At 63.1% G+C, this 19,732-nt stretch carries 15 protein-coding genes; 2 read left to right on the forward strand and 13 right to left on the reverse strand.

Features of this window, described 5'->3' with window-relative positions; genetic code table 11:
• Positions 1-49: 49 nt before the first annotated feature.
• The 7 genes from ACWHTU_RS05610 to ACWHTU_RS05640 all read right to left on the reverse strand — a co-directional run bounded on the left by ACWHTU_RS05610 (position 50) and on the right by ACWHTU_RS05640 (position 9,474).
• Positions 50-1,294, reverse strand: a complete 1,245-nt coding sequence (locus ACWHTU_RS05610) for an acetate/propionate family kinase (RefSeq protein ID WP_447862318.1) — start codon at positions 1,292-1,294, stop codon at positions 50-52.
• Between the two features lie 2 nt (positions 1,295-1,296).
• Positions 1,297-2,292: a DUF481 domain-containing protein gene (locus ACWHTU_RS05615; protein WP_447862319.1), complete on the reverse strand. Its 996-nt coding sequence runs from the start codon at positions 2,290-2,292 to the stop codon at positions 1,297-1,299.
• A 138-nt stretch (positions 2,293-2,430) separates the two neighbouring features.
• Positions 2,431-2,796: a hypothetical protein gene (locus ACWHTU_RS05620; RefSeq protein WP_447862320.1), complete on the reverse strand. Its 366-nt coding sequence runs from the start codon at positions 2,794-2,796 to the stop codon at positions 2,431-2,433.
• 115 nt (positions 2,797-2,911) lie between these two features.
• Positions 2,912-3,568 carry a hypothetical protein gene (locus ACWHTU_RS05625; protein ID WP_447862321.1) on the reverse strand — a complete coding sequence of 219 codons (657 nt, stop codon included), beginning with the start codon at positions 3,566-3,568 and terminating at the stop codon, positions 2,912-2,914.
• A gap of 247 nt (positions 3,569-3,815) precedes the next feature.
• The gene (locus ACWHTU_RS05630; protein WP_447862322.1) at positions 3,816-6,980 is read right to left on the reverse strand and encodes an efflux RND transporter permease subunit; all 3,165 of its coding nucleotides are present in this window, start codon (positions 6,978-6,980) and stop codon (positions 3,816-3,818) included.
• Between the two features lie 3 nt (positions 6,981-6,983).
• Positions 6,984-8,159, reverse strand: coding sequence for an efflux RND transporter periplasmic adaptor subunit (locus ACWHTU_RS05635; protein WP_447862324.1), 1,176 nt, complete (start codon positions 8,157-8,159; stop codon positions 6,984-6,986).
• 58 nt (positions 8,160-8,217) lie between these two features.
• A complete protein-coding gene (locus ACWHTU_RS05640) occupies positions 8,218-9,474 on the reverse strand; it encodes a TolC family protein (protein ID WP_447862326.1) in 1,257 nt (418 codons plus the stop codon).
• A 239-nt stretch (positions 9,475-9,713) separates the two neighbouring features.
• On the opposite strand from ACWHTU_RS05640, the gene ACWHTU_RS05645 reads away from it, so the two are divergent.
• On the forward strand, positions 9,714-9,974 hold the full coding sequence (locus tag ACWHTU_RS05645; protein WP_447862327.1) for a hypothetical protein: 261 nt from the start codon (positions 9,714-9,716) through the stop codon (positions 9,972-9,974).
• Between the two features lie 82 nt (positions 9,975-10,056).
• Here the strand turns inward: ACWHTU_RS05645 and ACWHTU_RS05650 are convergent, their stop codons facing one another.
• From ACWHTU_RS05650 to ACWHTU_RS05675, 6 genes are all read right to left on the reverse strand, one after another.
• Positions 10,057-11,427 (reverse strand): response regulator, encoded by a 1,371-nt coding sequence (locus tag ACWHTU_RS05650; RefSeq protein WP_447862328.1) that lies wholly within the window; start codon positions 11,425-11,427, stop codon positions 10,057-10,059.
• Positions 11,428-11,523: 96 nt separating this feature from the next.
• The gene (clpX, locus tag ACWHTU_RS05655; protein WP_447862329.1) at positions 11,524-12,801 is read right to left on the reverse strand and encodes an ATP-dependent Clp protease ATP-binding subunit ClpX; all 1,278 of its coding nucleotides are present in this window, start codon (positions 12,799-12,801) and stop codon (positions 11,524-11,526) included.
• A 102-nt stretch (positions 12,802-12,903) separates the two neighbouring features.
• The gene (locus ACWHTU_RS05660) at positions 12,904-14,856 is read right to left on the reverse strand and encodes a sensor histidine kinase (RefSeq protein WP_447862330.1); all 1,953 of its coding nucleotides are present in this window, start codon (positions 14,854-14,856) and stop codon (positions 12,904-12,906) included.
• Positions 14,857-14,914: 58 nt separating this feature from the next.
• Complete coding sequence (locus ACWHTU_RS05665) at positions 14,915-16,285, reverse strand: sigma-54-dependent transcriptional regulator (protein WP_447862332.1); 1,371 nt, start codon at positions 16,283-16,285, stop codon at positions 14,915-14,917.
• 120 nt (positions 16,286-16,405) lie between these two features.
• Complete coding sequence (gene queG, locus ACWHTU_RS05670; RefSeq protein ID WP_447862333.1) at positions 16,406-17,467, reverse strand: tRNA epoxyqueuosine(34) reductase QueG; 1,062 nt, start codon at positions 17,465-17,467, stop codon at positions 16,406-16,408.
• A 4-nt stretch (positions 17,468-17,471) separates the two neighbouring features.
• Complete coding sequence (locus ACWHTU_RS05675) at positions 17,472-17,834, reverse strand: hypothetical protein (RefSeq protein ID WP_447862335.1); 363 nt, start codon at positions 17,832-17,834, stop codon at positions 17,472-17,474.
• A 148-nt stretch (positions 17,835-17,982) separates the two neighbouring features.
• On the opposite strand from ACWHTU_RS05675, the gene polX reads away from it, so the two are divergent.
• Positions 17,983-19,707, forward strand: coding sequence for a DNA polymerase/3'-5' exonuclease PolX (polX, locus tag ACWHTU_RS05680; RefSeq protein WP_447862337.1), 1,725 nt, complete (start codon positions 17,983-17,985; stop codon positions 19,705-19,707).
• Positions 19,708-19,732: the final 25 nt, after the last annotated feature.

The raw sequence follows: 19,732 nt of genomic DNA on the forward strand, positions 1-19,732 counted from the left end.
CTTCTGAATAGCGGTCGGCTGCCGCAGCGAATAGCCGAGAGCGAACGGCTCAGAACTGCTCGCTGTTTGCTATGGGCCGGCCGCGATTTCCGAACAGAACCCGGACCGTTTCCCTCGCGATCTCGGTTTCTTCGTCCACGCCGACGACGTAGCACGGGATCCTGCTGTCTGCTCGACCGATGAACGCGGCCGTTCCTGCGGCGAGGCCTTGTACGGCCTCGTTGCGGGCCTGGTCCAGCTCGAGACCGCACCACGCCATGCCTTCGCAAATGCGGGCGCGAATCGCCGGCGCGTTCTCGCCGATGCCTCCCCCGAAGACCAGCGCGTCCGCCCCACCGAGAACGGCCAGGTAGGCGCCGATATACTTGCGCACCCGATAGCAAAAGCTCCTGATCGCAAAGGCGGCACGAGCATTCCCGCGCTCCTCGGCTTGCAACAATTCACGCATGTCAGGCGAAAGCCCAGACAGCCCCAGAAGCCCAGACCGCTCGTTCAGCCAGCGTTCGACCTCGTCCGGACCGACTCTTTCCCGGCGAGCGAGGTAGGCGACGATCGCCGGGTCGAGGTCGCCGGACCTAGTTCCCATGACCAGCCCTTCCAGAGGCGTGAAGCCCATCGAGGTCTCGATAGACCGGCCTCCGTGGACCGCCGCAGCCGAGCATCCGTTTCCCAGATGTACGGTGATCAGCCGGGCTTGCGCAAGCGGTTTGTCGGTGAAGGCGGCGTAGCCGGCCGCGAGAGAGGCGTGGGCGATGCCGTGGAAGCCGTAACGCCGGATGCGATGGCGGGACGCTATGTCCTGTGGAATAGCATAGGCCGCCGCTTCGGCGGGAAGCCCGTGGTGAAACGCCGTGTCGAACACGGCCACCATCGGCATCCACGGGCCGAAGTGCCGCCGCGTCGCCTTGATGCCGGCCAGAGAAGCGGGGTTGTGCAACGGCGCCAGTTCGCCGAGCCGTTCGATCTCGGCGATCACTTCGTCGTCGATGATCGTCGGTGCGTGAAACCGCTCGCCGCCGTGGACGACCCGATGGCCGGCGGCCTGAACTGCGTCACGCTCGATATGTTCCAAGACCCAGGCCATCGCATCCTGGTGATCCGCCGTCATGCGCGTGGACCGGCTGGGAGTCCCACCCTGCGAGGCCAGTTCCAAGACCGCCTGCCCGCCGATACCGCTGACGGCGCCTCGTCCCAGTTCCTTCGGCGCCGGGTCTTGCCCCGCCCGCGTTTCCTCCACCTGGAACAGCCGGAACTTGACGGAAGAGCTGCCGCAGTTGATGACCAGCACGCGCATGGCTAGCTGCCGAACTCGTACCCCAGGCCGAAAATGAACGCTTCGTCGATCCGCTTGCGGCCCGGCGCCGGGGCGCCGTTGTAGCGGAGGTCGTATTCGAAATTCACGAAGAGATTCTCGTAGACCGTGACCCGGACGCCCTGGTCGGCGAAAAATCGGATGGCGTTGCGCTCGGCGAAATCATAGAACCCCTCGTGCTTGTGAAACGCTTTAACGCGGTCGGGCACGAGGGTGAATTCGGTGCGCAACGACCAGCGCGCGGAGGGCGTCTGCGTCTGGGGGGCGTTGGTGTAGTCTTCGCTGACATAGGCGAGGCCAGCAACACCCGCGACGGTCGCCCGGGCGCTCTCCAAAAATTGATAGCCCAGACCTGAGCCGAGCGTCGTGCGCAGTGTCAAATTCTGAAACGTATCCTTTTCAAAAAGACCCGCCGCATTGACGAAGATCTTTTGGGAGAGGAAGAGATCATATTTCAGCGAGGCCAAGGAGTTGCGAACGGTAACCCGGCTTCCGACCTCTCCGTAGTTGTATTTGCCTTCCAGGAGAAACCGATGTCGCTCCGACCGGATCGTCCAGCGTGTCGAGGCGTTGACCGCTCTGGTGTCGGTGTTGCCTTGGGTGCTATTGCCGCCGATATTGACCGTGCCGCGGTAGCGGACCGGCTCGATGTTGATGGCTTTCACTTCCGAGAGGGGCAGCGAGCCGGTCGTGCCGAGTTCCGTCGCTTCAACGATGAGGGCTTTCCCGAAGAACAGCTCGGCGAGGCTCTCCGCTTCCGTCTTTCCATCGACCTGGACTTTCAGCGGTTTCTCGGAGGAAAGGCGCTCAACCTGCTTCCAGTCGATGGTGACGTTCCCGCTGTGCGGGGTGTTCACGGTCAGCCGGCCCTCTTCCATTTTGACGATCTCGCCCGTGATGCGATCGCCGTTGAGCAACCGCACTTCGTCGGCCCAGGTCGGCGTCGGCCCACCCAGTCCGGTGAGGCAGCAGACGAGCATCCCTCTGATCCATCGCTTTGGCATCCAAACGGTTCCCTTCTGCTTCAGGTGCGAGCCGAGGCATGCGGATACGAAAACGGAAAACGTCGCGGCCGAGACATTATGGAGGATGGGTGCACCCATCCGCGTGAAATCCGCTCACCGCTTGCCGGAGAGGTTGATCCATTTGAAGGTCCGTTGCGTTTTCTTGCGGGACACGGACAGGAGCATGGTGAGCCAGATCGCGCCTGTGGTGATCAGTCGTTCTCCGTTCGACACGCAGGCGCCGTCGCCGTCCTGCGGAACAAGGCAGGGGATGAATGCCAACACGGTAGCGACGATCGCCACTGCGGTCACCAGCCTGACGTCGTCCGGCGAGGACCACAATGCGATCCAGACGACGGGAATCACATAGAGCGCCGTCCATGACCAGCCAGGGGAGGGCATAAAATCCAGCGCGCACACGCACGCCGCAAATCCGAGCGCCGCGAGAATCGTCAGCGGACTGGTTTTCGTCCCGTTCATGTCGCCAGCAGCTCAGAACACGTACATTGAAGCGCAAGACCCCAGGGGGCTTACCGCATCCAGACGGCGCTGCTCTGTAGGATGACATGAAATGCCGCGATCCTCAACGCGACCGTCACGGGACCTGCAAGATGTCGGTGGTGCGGAAGGTGAAGAAAAAGAGGACCGTGTACTGATTGTAGTACGCGTTACCCGTGGTCCAGGGGGTGGACCGGACGAACCGGCCGGTGGCGGTCTCATAGATGTCCAGGTACAGCCGCGCGTGCGCCAACTGATCCTGCTCCTGGTACAGGGTGATCTGGGGCAGCGAAAACGGGATGAGCACGCTTTGGATCGGCGGCAGCCCGAAGAAGGTATTCCCTTGGTTGGTGCCGAGGGCCAGCACCATGGCGCGGACCAGATAAGTGGCCTCGCTGGGGTGCGGCTTCAGGTGGTAGCCCTGCTCGCCCAGCCGCGCGGCGACCGCGTCGCGCACGAAGGCCAGGTCCCACGATGGCGCGTCGATCACTCCGAAGTCGCCTTCGCGCTGCAGGTGCACGTGCGCGCGATCGGTTTGGAGGCCGCTGACCTCGACGGCGACGGTCGCGCCTGCCGGCAGCGGCACGGTCACGTTGGCCAGCGCCCGTTCGACGGCGTGGGTGAGCAGCAGTTGTTCCACCGCGCTGCGCGGCGTCTTGGAGACCTCCTGCGGCAATGCGCAGGCAGCGATGAGCGTCAGCGCCGCGATGAGCAGGAGGAGGCCGCTGCTGGTTCTGTGGACGTCCGTTCTCATCTGTAAGGGCGGGCGAGGCGAAAAAACATAAGACGACAATGCGCCCATATGGTTGGCCCGCCTGTCCGGCCATTTGACACCTCCAGATGGGGGTCTTCGGCCCGCTGCCGATGGTTCTAGCTACCATGAGTGTCGATTCCTAGCCCACTAGACAAAAAGCCCGTTAAAAACGAGGAAATATCCAGGTCTTGCCGGAGGGGGGAGGAATTCTTGATGGAGAGCTTCTCATTCGGCTGGCGCTTGCGTGCTAGGCGCTCACCGGTTCCTCGGAGGGAGCGCGGCTTGCGCGGGTTTTCGGCGCCGGCATCTCGTCGCGGCACCTGAGTTCATCGAACCAGGGATACAGGGCGGGCAGGACGACCAGCGTGAGCAACGTGGAGCTGACCAGTCCGCCGATCACCACCACGGCCAGAGGCCGTTGCACTTCCGAGCCGATTCCTTGGGCCAACGCCAAGGGGATCAGCCCGAACAGAGCGACCAGCGCAGTCATCAGCACGGGCCTGAGCCGCAAGGCGCAGCCGGTCATGATCGCCTCCATGACAGGCCGTCCGTCGTCGCGCAGCTTGTTGATATAGGACACCAGGACGATGCCGTTGAGCACGGCGACGCCGAAGAGGTTGATGAAACCGACGGAGGCAGGCACGCTCAGATATTCGCCGGTGACCCAGAGCGCGATGATCCCGCCGATCAGGGCGAAGGGAAGGTTCAGGATGATCAGCGCGGCGTAACGGACCGAGTTGAACGATGAGAACAGCAATAAGAAGATCAGCCCGATCGTGATCGGCACGATGATCTTCAGCCGGGCCATGGCCCGTTGCATGTTATCGAACGAACCGCCCCAGGTGATGCTGTAGCCCTGAGGCAGGGCCACCTGCGCGTCGATCTTCTTCTGGGCCTCCACGACGATGCTGCCGATATCGCGCCCCGAGGTGTTGAATCCCACGTAAATGCGGCGCTTGAGCCCCTCCCGGCTGATCCGGCCCGGTCCCTCTCGCAGCTCGATGGTGGCGAGGTCGCCCAGCGGAATGAGCCCGCCGGAGGCGTCGCTGACCAGGATATTGCTGATGGTCTCGACGCTGTTACGGTATTGTTCGGGAAATCGCACGATCAAGTCGAAGCGCCGTTGCCCTTCGTACACGGTCGTGGCTGTCTTGCCCCCGATGGCGGTGGTGATGATGTCTTGGATATCGGCCACGTTGATCCCGTGCCGCGCAATCTTGCTCCGGTCGATGTCGATCGTCAGATACGGTTGGCCGAACAGTTGCTCCACGCGGATGTCCTTGACCCCGCGGATCGTCGTCAAGATCGCCGCAATCTCTTCTGCCTTCTGCCGCAGCACGTCGAGATCGTCGCCGAAGAGTTTGGCCGTCGCCTCGGTCCGGACGCCGGAAATCAATTCATCGACCCGTTGCTGAATCGGCTGGCTCAGGAGGAAGCTGGCACCGGGAATCCGTTCCAAGCGCTGGCGAATCTTCTCGACCAGTTCGGACTTGTTGCGGGCGGTCGTCCATTCGTCCAGCGGCTTGAGCGACACCACCGGGTCGCTTTCGTTCGGCTCCTGCGGGTCGTTCCCCAGTTCCGAGCGCCCGATTTTCGACACGACCATCGTGACTTCGGGGAACTCCATCAGCGCGCGTTGCATGTCTTTCTCAATCTCGATCGATTCCTTGAGAGAAGTGCTCGGCAGCCGGATGGTCTGCGGCGCCAGGGACCCCTCGTTCAGGATCGGGATGAACTCGCTGCCGAGAAACGGTACCAGCAACAGGCTGGCGACAAGGAGCGTGACGGCGGCCAGCAGGACGGCACGACGGTGCCCCAGCGCCCACCGGAGCACGGGGAGGTAGGCGCGTTTGACCCAGCGGATCAGCAACGTGTCCTCTTCGCGTCCGTGCTTCAGCACCAACGAGCAAAGGACCGGCGAGAGGGTCAGCGACAAGATCAGGGACACGAGCAGCGCGATCATGATCGTGTAGGCCAACGGCTGGAACATTTTGCCTTCCATCCCCTGCAGCGAGAGGAGCGGGAGGAACACGATGATGATGATCAGAATTCCGAAGATCACCGGCTGGCCCACTTCCTTGCACGCGTGAAGGATCAGCTCGATCCGGTCGACGGGCTGCGAGCGATGTTCGGACAGATGACGGTACACATTCTCCACGACGACCACCGAACCGTCCACGATCATGCCGATTGCGATGGCCAGACCGCCGAGAGACATGAGGTTGGCGGTGAGCCCCGCTTTGTCCATGACAATGAACGTTACAAGCGGCGCCAGGACGAGGGTTGCGGTCACGATCAACGCGCTCCGGACGTTCCCGAGGAACAGGAATAGGATCACGACGACCAGAACGATCCCCTCCACCAACGCCTTGTACACTGTGTTGAGGGCCGCAGTGATGAGCTCGACCCGGTCGTAGAAGGGAACAATCCGAAACCCCGGTGGCAGCAGGTTCTTCTCCCCGATTTCGTCGATCTTGGCTTTGAGTCCTTGAACCACGTCCCGGGCGTTCCCGCCCCGCAACATTAGGACGATGCCGGTCACGACCTCCCGCTCACCGTTCAGCACGGCGGCCCCGTGGCGGACGGCGTGGCCGATCTGCACCTTGGCCACGTCGCGGACATACACCGGCGTGCCGCCGACTTCCTTGACCACGATGTTCTGAATATCTTCCAGCGATTTGATGAGGCCAACGCCGCGGACGATGTACTTTTCGGAATGTTTTTCCAGGATGTTCCCCCCGGCGTTGGCGTTGTTCTTGGCGACCGCCTCGAACACGTCACGGAGTGACAGGTCGTATTTGCGGAGCAGGCCGGGCTCCACCATGACCTGGTATTGTTTGACGAACCCGCCCAGCGAATTGACATCCACGACTTCGGGCACGCTCTTGAGCAGCGGTCGGATGACCCAATCCTGAACGGTCCGCACGTCGATCAGATCCTGCTCGTCCTGGTGCGCCGATTGGCCTGGCGGCTGCGGCGTCTCGATGTAGTACTGAAACACTTCGCCAAGCCCGGTGGTGTTGGGGACCAGCATCGGCTCGGCTCCTGGCGGCAGTGACTCCCGCACTTCGATCAGCCGTTCGAGAACCAGTTGTCGTGCCAGGTTGACGTCCATGCTGTCTTCGAAGACGATCGTGATGAGCGACAGGCCGACCTTGGTGAGCGAACGCAGTTCGGTGAGCGCCGGAACCCCTGTCATCTGCAGCTCGATCGGAAAGGTGACAAACCGCTCGACTTCGGCCGGCGACAGCCCCGGCGCCTTGGTCACGACCTGAACAAGCACGCTGGTGACGTCGGGGAATGCGTCGATCGGAATGGTTCGGAACGCATACACGCCGCCGGCGGCCAGCATGAACGCGATGACGACGACGAGGATGCGCTGGCGAAGAGAGAAGGCGAGCAACCGGACCATGTGTCAGATGTCTTTTTTCTGGAGCTCAGATTTGAGAATGAAGGCGCCTTGGATCACCACCGGCTCGCCCTCGCGGAGGCCGTCGAGGACCTTGACCATCTGGCCGTTGGACGCGCCGAGCTTGACCTCGCGCGCCTCGAACGATTGGGCGTCGCGCTGGACGAACACGAAGGTGCGGTTCCGATCACGCTGCACCGCCGACTCTGGCACCAGCAACGCTCCGGACTCGATTTCGGAATGGATGCGCACAGTGGCGAACATTTCCGGCTTGAGCCGGCCTTGCGGATTCGGCAGCTCCAGGCGGACGCTCATCGTCCGCGTTGTGGGGTCCAATACGTCTCCGACATAGGTGATCTTCGCCGTGAACACCTCGTCGGGATAGGCGGCAACGCGGACTTCGGCTGTTCCGTTCGGACGGATAAAGGGAATGTCCTTCTCGGGGATATTGGCGACGACCCAGACCTCGGAGAGGTCGGCCACCACGAACAGCTTCTCCGTGGTCTCCACCACTTCGCCCCGGGTGACGTTCCGGGCGATGATGCGGCCAGCGAAGGGCGCTTCGATCGGGACGTAGGACCGGATCTTGTGATCGCGGTCCAGGCGCTTGATGTCCCGTTCCTCCATGCCGAGCAACAGCAATCGATCTTTCGCTTCCCGCGCTTCGGCCCTGGCGCTGTACAGCTCCGCCTCGCGGCGCTGGGCTTCGGCGGTGCCGATGACTTTCTCCTTCAACAGGAACTCGGCCCGTTTGTACGATTGTTCGGCCAGATACAGTTTCGCCTGCGCCTTGAGGTATGCCGATTGCGCCAATCCCAACTCGCTGCTGTACAGAATCGCCAGCAGGTCCTCGGCTTTGACTTCCTGGCCGAGGTCTGCATACACGTCCACGACCCGGCCGCGCACCAGCGTGGTGATGTCTGCTAGCGCGCGTTCGTTCGGGCGGATGGTCGCGGGAAAATCTCGGAATATCCGGAATTCACCCCTTGTTACCGGTTGGACGGTGATGCCAGATCGTCCGACCGTCTCCGGATTGAGGCGGATCTCGTTGACGGACTGCTGCGGCTGGGCACTCGGTTTCGCGCCGGTCGCTTCATTGGGCGCGGAATCGCACCCGGCCGCCAAGCTGAACATCAGCACGGCGGCCGCCAGTCCCCATCCCTCCTTTGCGATCACGCTCATCTCGCCGTTCGTCTCCTGTGGCTCGTGAAACGTTTCCGTTTCGCGAAGCGGCGTTCCATTATAAAAAGCCGGCGACGGCCCGTTCGAGCCTCGCCAGGGAGACTGACAGGCTGAAGCGGGCCTGCACGTACTCTGCGAGCACCTGCTGCCTGACCCGCTGGGCGTCCAGCACCTCCAACAGGCTGGCCGCCCCCTGCTTGAAGCTGAATTCCGCGATGCGTAACGCTTCCTGGGCCTGTTTGAGCAGCCCCTGCTCGAACACGTCGATCAGGTTCGCCGTCGTCTGCGCGTCCTGGAAATGCTGGTTCACGGCGCGGAGCAATTCGTTGCGGGCTCGGAGCAGCTCCGCTTCTTCCCGGCGTTTGGCGCCGAGTGCCGCGGCGATTTCGCCTTGGCGCAGGTACCAAATCGGCGTCGGTACGGCGATGCCGCCGTAGAACGCTTCCCGGCCGGCCTCCCGGCTGTATCCGCCGAAGACGTTGATGTCCGGCACCCGGCTTTGTTCTTCCTTCACCACCGTGAGCCCAGCCCGCTCGACCAGATGTTTGAGGCGGCGGAGCGTCGGATGCCGCTCGAGCGCGCGGGCGGTCAAGTCGCTCAGATCCATGCTCTTGGGGAAGTGTTCAAAGTCCCCGGTAATCTCGTAGGTCGGCCCTAGGGCGCCGACCGTGAGCGTGTCCAACACCACCCGGTTCACCCGGACGGAGTTCTGCGCCCGTGTGACGAGCTGGTTGGCTTTCAACACCTCGACCTGGGCTTTGATAGCCTCGAACTGCGGGGCTTCGCCGGATTGCACACGGGCTCTGACGATCCGCGCCACCTCCTCGACGATTTCCAAATTCTGTCTGGCCAGGTCGAGGGCCTGCTGGGCCTGCAGCAGTTCGTAGAACGCGATCTTGACCTCGGCGATCAGGTTCAGCTTGACCTCTTCCAATCCCGCGCCAGCGCCGGCCAGGCCGGCCTCCGCTTCCCGCTTTCTCGCCGACCGCTTGCCGGTCCACTCCAGGGGCTGGGTCAGGGTGACCATGCGCTCGACGAGCCGAGCGCCGTCGGGGTCTCGAATGACGCCATCCGCTGTTTGGCCCACAATGGTGGGGTTCGGATAGGCCCCGGCGGCGATCCGTTGGCCGCGGCTCTGCTCGATGACCGCCTCAGCCCCGGTGACGGTCGGGTTCCGTTGAAGCGCCAAGTCGATGATGTCGGACAGTTCGTAGACGCGGGGGCTGGGGTTCGCCGCGCCAACCGGCTGCGCGCCCTGAAGCAGCGCGACCGTGGATGCGAGGGATATCACACGAAGGAAGAATCTTGCTGCCATATTCAGCCTCCCTGCTTCTCCCCCTCCCTGACCCTCTCCGAGTTGGCGGAAAGGAGGGTGGAGGCTAGCCGCTGGACTTGTGAGACGAATCGTTAAAATGCCACGATTAAGATTGGTTGCTATGGACCGGAAGGTGGTGAGACCAAGGGGAAAATGGGAGGTCGAAATAGGTCCGAGTTGAAAGTCTCCCGCGGACAAAAGCCGTGGTCGGCGCACCATGGCCTTGCCTGCAAGGTCACGTGAAGCGGGGAACCCAGCACGGGAGCGAACTCCGACTCAACCGTCTCTTCGCCGTCTTCGGTTTCGGTCAGCCCCTCGGTTTCGTCGGGGAATTGATCGTGGACATGGGATGGACCTCCGGACCGGTCGTTCGTCCAGTTTTCCGCGCAGGCCGTACCAAGGAACTGGACGGTCAAGAGAAGTGCCAATACGAACAAAAGAAGCTGACCGCGCCGGCGAACGATCACGTCATTCTCTCCGCCATCGCCACTCCACCTTAAACATGGCGGGAAAGTCCCCGCAAAGTCAACGTTACCTTCCTCGCGCTCCAGCAAAGAAACCAAAATCTCTGTTTGGTGCGAATCAATTCGCCGCCAGCCACCGATCGAGGACCCGGTCCAGCACTGCGAGCCGCACCGCCTGGTCTTGCAGAAGCCCCGGTCTGATATCGGAAGGGTCGAGACCGGGGAGCTCGGCGGCGAGGAGTTCGTCCGCGCCGGCTCTGCCTTGCCGGTCGGCGGGGTGCGGCCCGGACAGGAGAATCTGCACCGGCAGCGCGGGGACGAGAGCCTCGCGCGCTCTGAGAAACGCTTGCAGGTGACCGAGGAGTTCATCGTGCGGCCGGCCGATCAGGACGATCGCGCCGACGGAGCCGGGCAGGCACTGTTCCCAGACCGACCAGAACCGCTTTTCGATGCGCACCGCGAGGAGATGGAGTGCCACGCCCGGCGAGATGCGGACGCGGCCAACGTCGATGCGGTAAAGCTCTTTGCCTTCTTCGCTTCCCAGCGCCGCCCAGCGGGAGCCGGAGAGGTCGTGCACCAGGCCTTGGATCAGCTCACTCTTGCCCGATTTGGCCGCGCCGACCACCAGCACCCGCAAGGCCAACGGACCGCTGCCGGGCTGACGTTGCGAGCGCACGCGTTGCGCGATCCGTCCGAGCCGTTCGAGCACCTGGCGGACGGCCGGAAGCTCTTGCTCCTGGGCGACCGTCGCCGGTTCAGCGCACTGTTGTTCGGCCTCTCGCTCGTGCTCCTGCAGGGTCTGGAGATCCTGAAAGAGAAGGTTGGCCATGCTGGCGGTGATCGGCATCCGCTCCGGCACCGCGTCCGGGATGAACATGAACCGGCCGGTCTTCCACCCGAGCAAACGAAACAACGGTTCTTCCTTCACCGGCGAACGGATTTCTGCCTCCACGATCACCCCGTCTTGAAAATACAACGTGCCGGTCCGCTCTCCGTGACTGAGCACCAGCGCGCCGGTCTTCTGTTCGAGCTCCAGCGTCTGAATCAGGTCCAACAGATCCACCTCCTCGATCCGGCCGCTCAGGCCGATCCGGTCGAGCGGGATCTTCCGGGCCTGCTCGATTCGATCGATCGCGGTCTCGACGCTCTGCGCCAAGCGTTCCAGCGAACAGGGCTTGGTGAGGTAGTCGTCCCCGCCGACCCGCCGGGCTTTCAGCCGGTCCGTGTCCTGGTCGCGGGCGGTGAGAAAGATGAACGGAATGGTGCGGGTGGCGGCATCGCGTCGGAGCCGGCTGCACAGCTCGTAGCCGTCCATGCCCGGCATGCCGATGTCGGCGATGATGAGGTCGGGGCGATCCTCGGCGATCTTCTGGAGTGCCTCGTGACCGTTCAGCGCCGTCGTCACCTGGCAGTTACGGCCGCTCAGGTACAGCGAAACAATGCGCAGCCACTTGGCCTCGTCGTCGGCGATGAGAATTTTGGGCGGCATATCACAATGACAAAAGGCAAGAAGCCGGAAGCGACGGGCGGGAAGCGGGATGCTTTGTGCATGTCCAACGTCCCTTGCCCATAGCCGCGCGCCCGGTCAGGTGATAATGTCCGGCTGTCCCGTGCCGTTGATCACGGCTTCGGTGATGACGACGGACTTGACACCGTTCAGCGCCGGGACCTCGTACATGAGGTCCAGCATCACGTCTTCCAGGATCGTGCGGAGCGCGCGGGCGCCGGTTTTCATCGAGGCGGCGCGGTGCGCGATGGCCTTGACAGCAGCGTCTGTGAACTCCAGGCGCACGTGTTCGAGCTCGAACAGCGCCTGGTATTGTTTCACCAGCGCGTTCTTCGGTTCGGTCAACACCCGGACGAGCGCGTGCTCGTCGAGGTCCGAAAGCGTGGTTAGGACGGGGAAGCGCCCGACGAATTCGGGGATGAGCCCGTACTTCAGCAGATCATCATGCTGGACGCGACTTAACAGACCGCCGGGCCCCGCGGCCTCGCGCGTGGTCGTGCCGGCCCCGAAGCCCAGGCGCTTCTGCGTGGTGCGCTGAGCCACGATCTGTTCCAGCCCTACGAACGCGCCGCCGCAAATGAAGAGAATGTTGGAGGTGTCCACGCGGATGAACTCCTGTTCCGGATGTTTGCGCCCGCCCTTCGGCGGCACGTTGCAGATCGTTCCTTCCACCAGCTTGAGCAACGCCTGCTGGACGCCCTCCCCGGACACGTCGCGCGTGATCGAAGCGCTCTCGGACTTGCGGCTGATCTTGTCGATTTCGTCAATATAAATGATGCCCGTTTCCGCACGCTTGACGTCATAGTCGCACGCCTGGAGCAGCTTAAGCACGACGTTCTCGACGTCTTCCCCCACATACCCGGCTTCGGTGAGAGTGGTGGCGTCGGCGATGGCGAACGGCACATGCAGGATTTTGGCGAGTGTCTGGGACAGGAGCGTCTTGCCGGTCCCGGTCGGACCGATCATCATAATGTTGCCCTTCTGAAGATCGACGTCTCTCAGCCGCTCCCGGCTCAGAATCCGCTTGTAGTGATTGTGCACGGCGACCGAGAGCACCTTCTTCGCGCGGTCCTGACCGATGACGTACTCGTCAAGGATCGCCTTGATTTCGGTCGGCTTGGGGACGCGGATGCCGGCGGAGCTCTCGGTCGCGCCACCCGCGCGTTCCTCCGCGAGGAACGCCGAGCAGAGCCGGATGCACTCGTCGCAGATCAGCAGGTTCGTGCCAGTCTGGCAGGTTGCGCATTGGTAGGTCGCCGGACTTTGGACGAGACTTTTGACCGCGCTTTGCCGCTTGCCGCAGAAGGAACAGGACCGGTCGCGCTTGTCGCGATTATGACGTGTCTCCCAGAACACCGAAGTTGCCTTTTTCGGCCTCCGACCGATCCCGGCGGGAGCCCCATCTTAGTCCGCGCGGGTCTGGAACCTCAAGCGCAGAAACAGGTGATTACCTCTTTTTTATCCCTTCCTGGTCACCGGGAACCGGACCGTGAACGCGCTCCCTTTGCCTTCTTCGCTCGTCACCGTCAGCGTTCCGCCGTTGTCCTCCACCAGCCGTTTCACGTTGGTCAGCCCCAGGCCGGTGCCGTATTCCTTCGTCGTGAAAAAGGGCTCGAAGATGCGGCCGAGATTGGCCTCTGGGATTCCGCAGCCTGTGTCGGCCACCTCGATCTCGACGGAATCCTCGTCGCCGCGGCGCGCCGTCACGGTGAGACGCCCGCCGTCTGGCATGGCCTCGCGTGCGTTGATCAGAAGGTTGACGAGCGCTTCCTTGACTTGTTCGGGGTCGACGTACAGGGTCGGCAGATGTTCTTCAAACCGGGTGTCAAGCGTGATCCGTTCGTGCCCGCCCTGCGCCTTCCACTGCCACAGCGCCGCTTCGGCCAGGGCGGAGGCCGTCACTGCTTTGAGCTCCGGCGGCTTTTGACGGGCGTATCGGAGAAAGTCGTTGATGCGGTGGGTGAGCCGATCCACTTCATCGACGATGTATCTGGCAACCTCTTGCTTCACCGCCTCATCCTGACGTTCTTCGAGCACCAGTTGGGCCGAGCTGCGAATCACGCCAAGCGGATTTCGGAGATCGTGGGCGAGCGCTGCCAAGAGTTGGCCGACCGAGGCCAGTTTCTCCCGCCTGATCAGTTCGCTTTGCTGGGATTTGATGGTGCGCAGGCTGTCTTCGAGCGCCGTCCTCATGGCGTGGAACGTCGTCGACAGGGCCTCGATCTCGTCTCCGGTGCGGATGTCCGCCGACGGTTTGTTCTCGAGCGGCGGTGATGGGGTTGCCTCGAAGAGGGCGGCGACGTTACGGCGAAGCGCCTCCGCCTCCCGCCGGAGCGCGAGGATCGGGCCGACGATACGCCGACCGACGACGAATCCCATGGAGGCCAACCCCACCACCAGCCCGAACCCGATAAGTCCGACGGTGAACAGCATCGAATTGATAGGGGCATAGGTCTCTTCCGGCTGTTGGCGGACGAAAGCGAACCACCGTTCTCCGCCGAGGCTCGACGTGGTCAACTTGTGGCTGAAGCGGACCGGCGCCGCGCCGACAATGGACTGATGACCGCCGTGGGCATCGTCCTCCGCCACGAGCCACAAGGGTTCGTTGCGGACGAGTTGATTCAGCAACGCGTCATGAATCAAGTGCGCGGTGGGCGGGAGCACGGGACAGATCAGCGGCGTGCCCTCCGTGTCTAGCAACATGCCGTGGCCGGTCTGCCCGACGTGGATGGGGAGAATGGTGTTCATCAGCACGTCGCGTCTGATCACCAGTCCCACCACGCCGATCGGTTCGTGCTCCTCCTCGTCGGTGACTGCGACCGCCACGTCGAAGACGTATTCGTTCAGCCGGCCGTCGAACCGCAAGGAACTGACATAGGCTGCCTCCGCTCCTTCCTCGAAGGCCTCCTGCCACCATTCCTGGTCGGCGTTGTGATACGGAATCTCAGGATCGGTGGACGCGACCACCGCACCTCGGCTGTCCGCGATCACCACGCGCACGTAATAGTTCGCCTGCCGCGCCCAATTCTGGAGATAGGCCGTCGTCTGGGCTACTTCGGGTGGACCGCCCTGCAACCGGGTTCGCATCCAGAACGTTTCCCCGTCGGCCAGGATGCGGCGGACCTCGGCGTCGCTTTTGCCGGCGTACCGCTGGTTCGCCGTTTGGACGACTCCCCGGACCAGGACGGGTACGAGCGCCAACCGTTCGGCGCGATCGATTTCCTGATCCACCGCCGCCGCGATGCGGATGGCGGTCGAGCGGGCAATCTCCTGGAATCCGCTGCCGATTGAGTGCTTGAGCGTATAGGTGCTGTACTGATAGGTGGCGATCAGGGCGGCGATGCCGGGCACGATGCCGACGATCAGCAGGGCGATGAAAAACTTCTTTTGCAGGCCGCCTGCTCCGACCATACCGTGCCTCGCGCGCGTGCGCGTCTCTCGCAACCAGAGACGAGAGACGCACGACGCCTCACTTGAGGTTGTATTTCGCCATTCGATACCGGAGCGTGTTGCGTGTGACCTTCAGCAGCCGGCTGGCTTCGGAGATGTTGCCGCCGGTTTTTTTGAGGGCCTCCTGCAACATGGCTTTCTCCACCTCTTCCACGGACAGGCCGAGCGATAAGAGGGACAGCGGCTCCTTGGCCCCTTTGGCGGCCGGCTGTGCGCTTTTCAGTGACGGCGGCAGGTGGTCCGGTGTGATTTCGCCCTCTTTGCAAGTAATGGTGATCCACTCCACCACATTGTGAAGCTCGCGCACGTTGCCGGGCCAGTCGTATGCTTGGAGGAGCCTCAGTGCGTCGGGCGACACGCTGCGGATCCGGCTCCCCCGCTCGCGCCCGGCGGCGTCCAGAAACGATTCCAGGATGGGTTTGATGTCTTCCCGACGTTCCCGCAACGGGGGGATGTGCAGGTGGCAGACATTCAGACGATAGAACAGATCTTCCCGGAACCGCCCGTTCCTCATCAGCTCGGACAGGTCCTGGTTCGTGGCGCCGATAACCCGGATATCGACGGCGAGGCTGCGCACGCTACCCAGCGGCTCCACGTGATGCGTCTCCAGCACCCGGAGGAGCTTCGCCTGGGCGACCGGACTCATTTCGCCGATTTCGTCGAGAAACAAGGTGCCGCGGTCCGCCAATTGGAAGCGCCCGGGCTTAGACTTTTTCGCATCGGTGAAAGCGCCCTTTTCGTATCCGAAGAGTTCGGATTCAAGAAGCTGTTCGGGAAAGCCGGCGCAGTTGACCGCCACGAGCGGCCCTTGCGCGCGCGGACTGGCGAGGTGAATGGCCCGCGCCAGCAGTTCCTTGCCGGTGCCGCTTTCGCCTGTGATCAACACGGTGACGTCGGTCTTGGCGACTTCCATTGCCAGGCGTTTCAACTGGGCCATTTGCGGAGAGACGCTGACCATCCGGTCGAAGCCGAACCGCTCCTGCAGGCCAGCCCGGAGGGCTTGGTTGGCTCGGGACAGCCGCCGCAACTCGAGCGCGCGGGCGATGACGATTTTCAACTCTTCGTTGTCGACCGGTTTGCAGATGTAGTCGTAAGCGCCTTTCCGCATGGCTTCGACGGCCGACTTCACGGTGCCGTACCCGGTAATGATCAGCACGGGGACGTCGGGCACGGTTTTCTTCGCCGCCTCCAAGACATCCAGGCCGGAAACATGGCCGAGTTGCAGGTCGGTGAGAATCACATCGAAGTCCTGCGTTTCGCCGATGAGCGTGATGCCCTCTTCGCCGCTCCCGGCCAGGACCAGGTCATAGCCCTCGGGCTTGAGCACCAACTCCAACAGGCGCCGCATGCGTTCTTCATCTTCGATGACGAGGAGCGTGGGGGGACGCATGGCGTGTCCGGATTCGGATAAACCGGCTGCTCCAGGGTGGAATCCCGCTATAGCCTACCATTTATCGAAGCAGCAGGAGAAGTGGCTGCGAGCGGTGAAGGGGAAAGGAAGAATAACGAGCTATTGGCTGCATGCGACTTGCTGCTTGCTATTGCGGAGCGCGATGCCGACATTGCGGAGAAACCCTGCATGCGTGGCGCGCCGGATCGGACTGCGGCGGAACATCGCGGTGAAATCGGTTTCGTGTTGCGCCGCCAAGTCCGCGAGGACGGGCGCGAGGGTCAGCGGCGAAGGCTGGAAGGCCGGTTCGGAGGTCGGTTGCGCATTCATGTTGTACGGGCAGATGTCCAGACACTCGTCGCAGCCGAAAATCCGATTGCCCAGTTTGGACGCCGTCTCGGCCGGAATCGCCTCCGCCGAGTCTCGCAATTCGATCGTCAAGTAGGAGATGCATTTCCTGGCGTCTACGACATAGGGTTCCACGATGGCACCGGTCGGACAAGCTCTCACGCAGAGGCTGCAGGATCCGCAAAGGTCGGTCGCGGGCTCATCGGGGTCCAGCTCCAGTGTCGTCAGGATCTCGCCGAGCAGGAGCCACGAGCCGTAGTGGGCCGAGACGAGGTTCGAATGTTTGCCGATCCAGCCCAGGCCCGCCTGCTGGGCCCAGGCTTTTTCCATCACCGGTCCGGTGTCCACGTAGGAGCGGGTCCGGGCTTCCGGCGCCAGGGTCTTGATGCGTGCCTCCAACCGCGCCAGCCGCTCACCGAGCACCTGGTGATAATCCGCGCCCCAGGCGTAGCGCGCGATCCGGCCGTGACCGGGGCTCTCGTCCGGCCGGTGGTCCGTGTAATAGTTCATGCCGACGGAAATGATGGAGCGGCAACCGGGCAAGACCTCGCGAGGGTCGGCCCGCCTGGACGGCGCGCGCTCCATCCACGCCATCACACCGTGGTAGCCGCGATCGAGCCATTCGCGTAAGCGCCGGTAAAGCAGGTCGGTCAATGACGTTCGCTGTTGGACGTTCGAAGTTCCGAGATCAGGAAGAAGAGGAGATGCCGATTGAGGAACCGCCGGCGAAGTTCCAATCTCGAAGTTCGAATCGTCAGCATCCACCCGGCAGATGCCGACCGCGTCGAAGCCCAGGGCACGGGCCTCACGTTTGATCGCCGCCGCGAGCGACATGTGGCTACCGTTTCGAACAGTCGAAGCGGACGCTGAATTGAGCCGAGCACTGCGGGGAGGTACAGCGTCCGCAGGTGCCGGTGATGCGGGTCTTCCAGTCCGTCTGGCTCTCGTCGAACCGGCACTTTGTCCGGCCGCCCTTCGAGATGGTGGCCCACGGTATGGTCGTGCCAGGAAAATTCGCGACGATGCAGCCCGCCGGAAACGGAACCCGGCAACTCCGCTTGGTTTCGCCTTTGCCCATGCCGAAATTGCAGGACAACTCCGTCGTGGCAGTGGATTCCTCAAGCGGCTGGGCGGCGGCGAGGTCGAGCAGGACGACCCCCAGCAAAACGGCCGACGCCAGCGGGATGCTGCGTGATCGCATGCGGCTTGCGGGACCGGCGGATGGCATGAGCGCGATCCTATCACATTCCGTTCCATTGCAGCCAATGGGAACTGCGCGTAGAATCAGCCGGACACCCGGGCGACGGGCCAGGAGGTTGAGAATCGCCCGCGCTACTTGCCCAATTCCGATGATTGACAAACGCCAGATCGCCGCGATGCTCCAGGAGATCGGCTTGTTGCTGGAGCTGAAAGGCGAAAGCCCGTTCAAGAGCAACGCCTACTATAACGCAGCGCGCACGATCGAGGCCCTGTCCGAGGACATCGGGGAGTTGGTCGCCTCCGGCCGGATCCGGGAACTGAAGGGCATCGGGGCGGCGCTGGCGGAAAAGCTGACGGAGTTGGTTAGAACCGGGCGGCTGCGGTATTACGAGGAACTCAAGCGGAGCGTGCCGGAGGGGCTGCTGGAAATGACGGCGATTCCCGGCATGGGGCCGAAGAAGATCATGGCCGTCTGGCAACAATTGGGGATCACCACGGTCGGCGAGCTGGAGTACGCCTGCGTGGAAAATCGCCTCGTCGGCTTGCCGGGCTTCGGGCAAAAGACGCAGGAGAAAATCATGCAGGGGATTCTCCAGCTTAAGAAGCGGCGAGGATATCACCTCTATGCAAACGTCCTCGGCGAGGCGGACCGGGTCGTCCGATGGCTCGCGGCGTCTCCTGGGATCGGGCAGGTGGAAGTGGTCGGGGAAATCCGGCGGCGCATGGAGGTCGTTCGGGCGATTGAGTTGCTGGCAGCGGCGGAGCGGCCGGACGGGGTGCTGGAGGCGCTCGGTCGGATAGAAGGTGTGGAAGGCGTGAGCCGGGAAGGGGCCGTCGTCTGCGGCACATCCGGCCTGGGCCTGCCAATCATCGTGTCCGTGACGCCGGCGATCACCGCGCACATGCTGTTGTCGGCCACCGGCAGTCGGGCGCATCTCGACATGCTCGCGGCGCGCGCCGCGCGTCGGGGGGTGCAATGGAATCTCGATCCGCAGGCGGGCGAGTTGGCCCCTCGAGCCGATTGCGAGGCGGCGCTCTATGACGCGGTCGGCCTGCCGTTCATCGAGCCGGAACTCCGGGAAGGGATGGGGGAAATCGAGGCTGCGGAGGCCGGCAGACTCGGCCCGCTTGTGGAGCCGCGGCACATCCGAGGCGTCTTTCACAACCACACGACCTACAGCGACGGCTCGGCTTCGCTCGAGGACATGGTAGCCGCGGCCAAAGCGCTGGGCTATCAATACATCGGCATCTCCGATCACAGCCGGTCGGCTTTTTATGCCAACGGTCTTCAAGAGGATCGGATTCGGGAACAGCACGCCGCCATTGACGCATTGCGGAAGCGGGTGACCGGCATTGCGATTTTCAAAGGCATCGAGGCCGATATCCTGGCCGACGGCTCGATGGACTATCCGGATGAGGTGCTCGCGCGGTTCGATTTCGTGATCGCCTCCGTCCACAGCCGGTTCAACCTCTCCGAGGAAGAACAGACAGCGCGGGTGCTGCGGGCCCTGTCCAATCCGCACGTCACGATGCTGGGACATCCAACTGGACGCCTGCTCTTGTCTCGCGAGGGCTACCGGATCGACATGAAACGCGTGATCGAAGCGGCCGGGCAACACGGCAAGGTCATCGAAATCAACGCCAACCCTCACCGGTTGGATCTGGACTGGCGGCTTTGCGCCTACGCCAAGGCGCAAGGCGTGAAGGTCAGCATCAACCCCGACGCCCACGCGACCGACGGCCTCCGCGATGTACCGTTCGGCGTCAGCGTCGCCCGCAAGGGTGGACTCTCGCCTGCCGACGTCGTCAATACGCTGGGAGCGGACGAGATCCTGCCCGCGCTCGGCGGACCTCGATCTTGCGAGAGACGATAGTTGGCGCGTGACGTGTCACGTACGG

The sequence above is a fragment of the Nitrospira calida genome (genome assembly GCF_976986435.1).

Coding starts and splice junctions, on each gene's coding strand:
- ACWHTU_RS05610 (WP_447862318.1), bottom strand. CDS start 1,294: ATGCGCGTGCTGGTCATCAACTGCGGCAGCTCTTCCGTCAAGTTCCGG.
- ACWHTU_RS05615 (WP_447862319.1), bottom strand. CDS start 2,292: ATGCTCGTCTGCTGCCTCACCGGACTGGGTGGGCCGACGCCGACCTGG.
- ACWHTU_RS05620 (WP_447862320.1), bottom strand. CDS start 2,796: ATGAACGGGACGAAAACCAGTCCGCTGACGATTCTCGCGGCGCTCGGA.
- ACWHTU_RS05625 (WP_447862321.1), bottom strand. CDS start 3,568: ATGAGAACGGACGTCCACAGAACCAGCAGCGGCCTCCTCCTGCTCATC.
- ACWHTU_RS05630 (WP_447862322.1), bottom strand. CDS start 6,980: ATGGTCCGGTTGCTCGCCTTCTCTCTTCGCCAGCGCATCCTCGTCGTC.
- ACWHTU_RS05635 (WP_447862324.1), bottom strand. CDS start 8,159: ATGAGCGTGATCGCAAAGGAGGGATGGGGACTGGCGGCCGCCGTGCTG.
- ACWHTU_RS05640 (WP_447862326.1), bottom strand. CDS start 9,474: ATGGCAGCAAGATTCTTCCTTCGTGTGATATCCCTCGCATCCACGGTC.
- ACWHTU_RS05650 (WP_447862328.1), bottom strand. CDS start 11,427: ATGCCGCCCAAAATTCTCATCGCCGACGACGAGGCCAAGTGGCTGCGC.
- ACWHTU_RS05660 (WP_447862330.1), bottom strand. CDS start 14,856: ATGGTCGGAGCAGGCGGCCTGCAAAAGAAGTTTTTCATCGCCCTGCTG.
- ACWHTU_RS05665 (WP_447862332.1), bottom strand. CDS start 16,285: ATGCGTCCCCCCACGCTCCTCGTCATCGAAGATGAAGAACGCATGCGG.
- queG (WP_447862333.1), bottom strand. CDS start 17,467: ATGTCGCTCGCGGCGGCGATCAAACGTGAGGCCCGTGCCCTGGGCTTC.
- ACWHTU_RS05675 (WP_447862335.1), bottom strand. CDS start 17,834: ATGCGATCACGCAGCATCCCGCTGGCGTCGGCCGTTTTGCTGGGGGTC.
- polX (WP_447862337.1), top strand. CDS start 17,983: ATGATTGACAAACGCCAGATCGCCGCGATGCTCCAGGAGATCGGCTTG.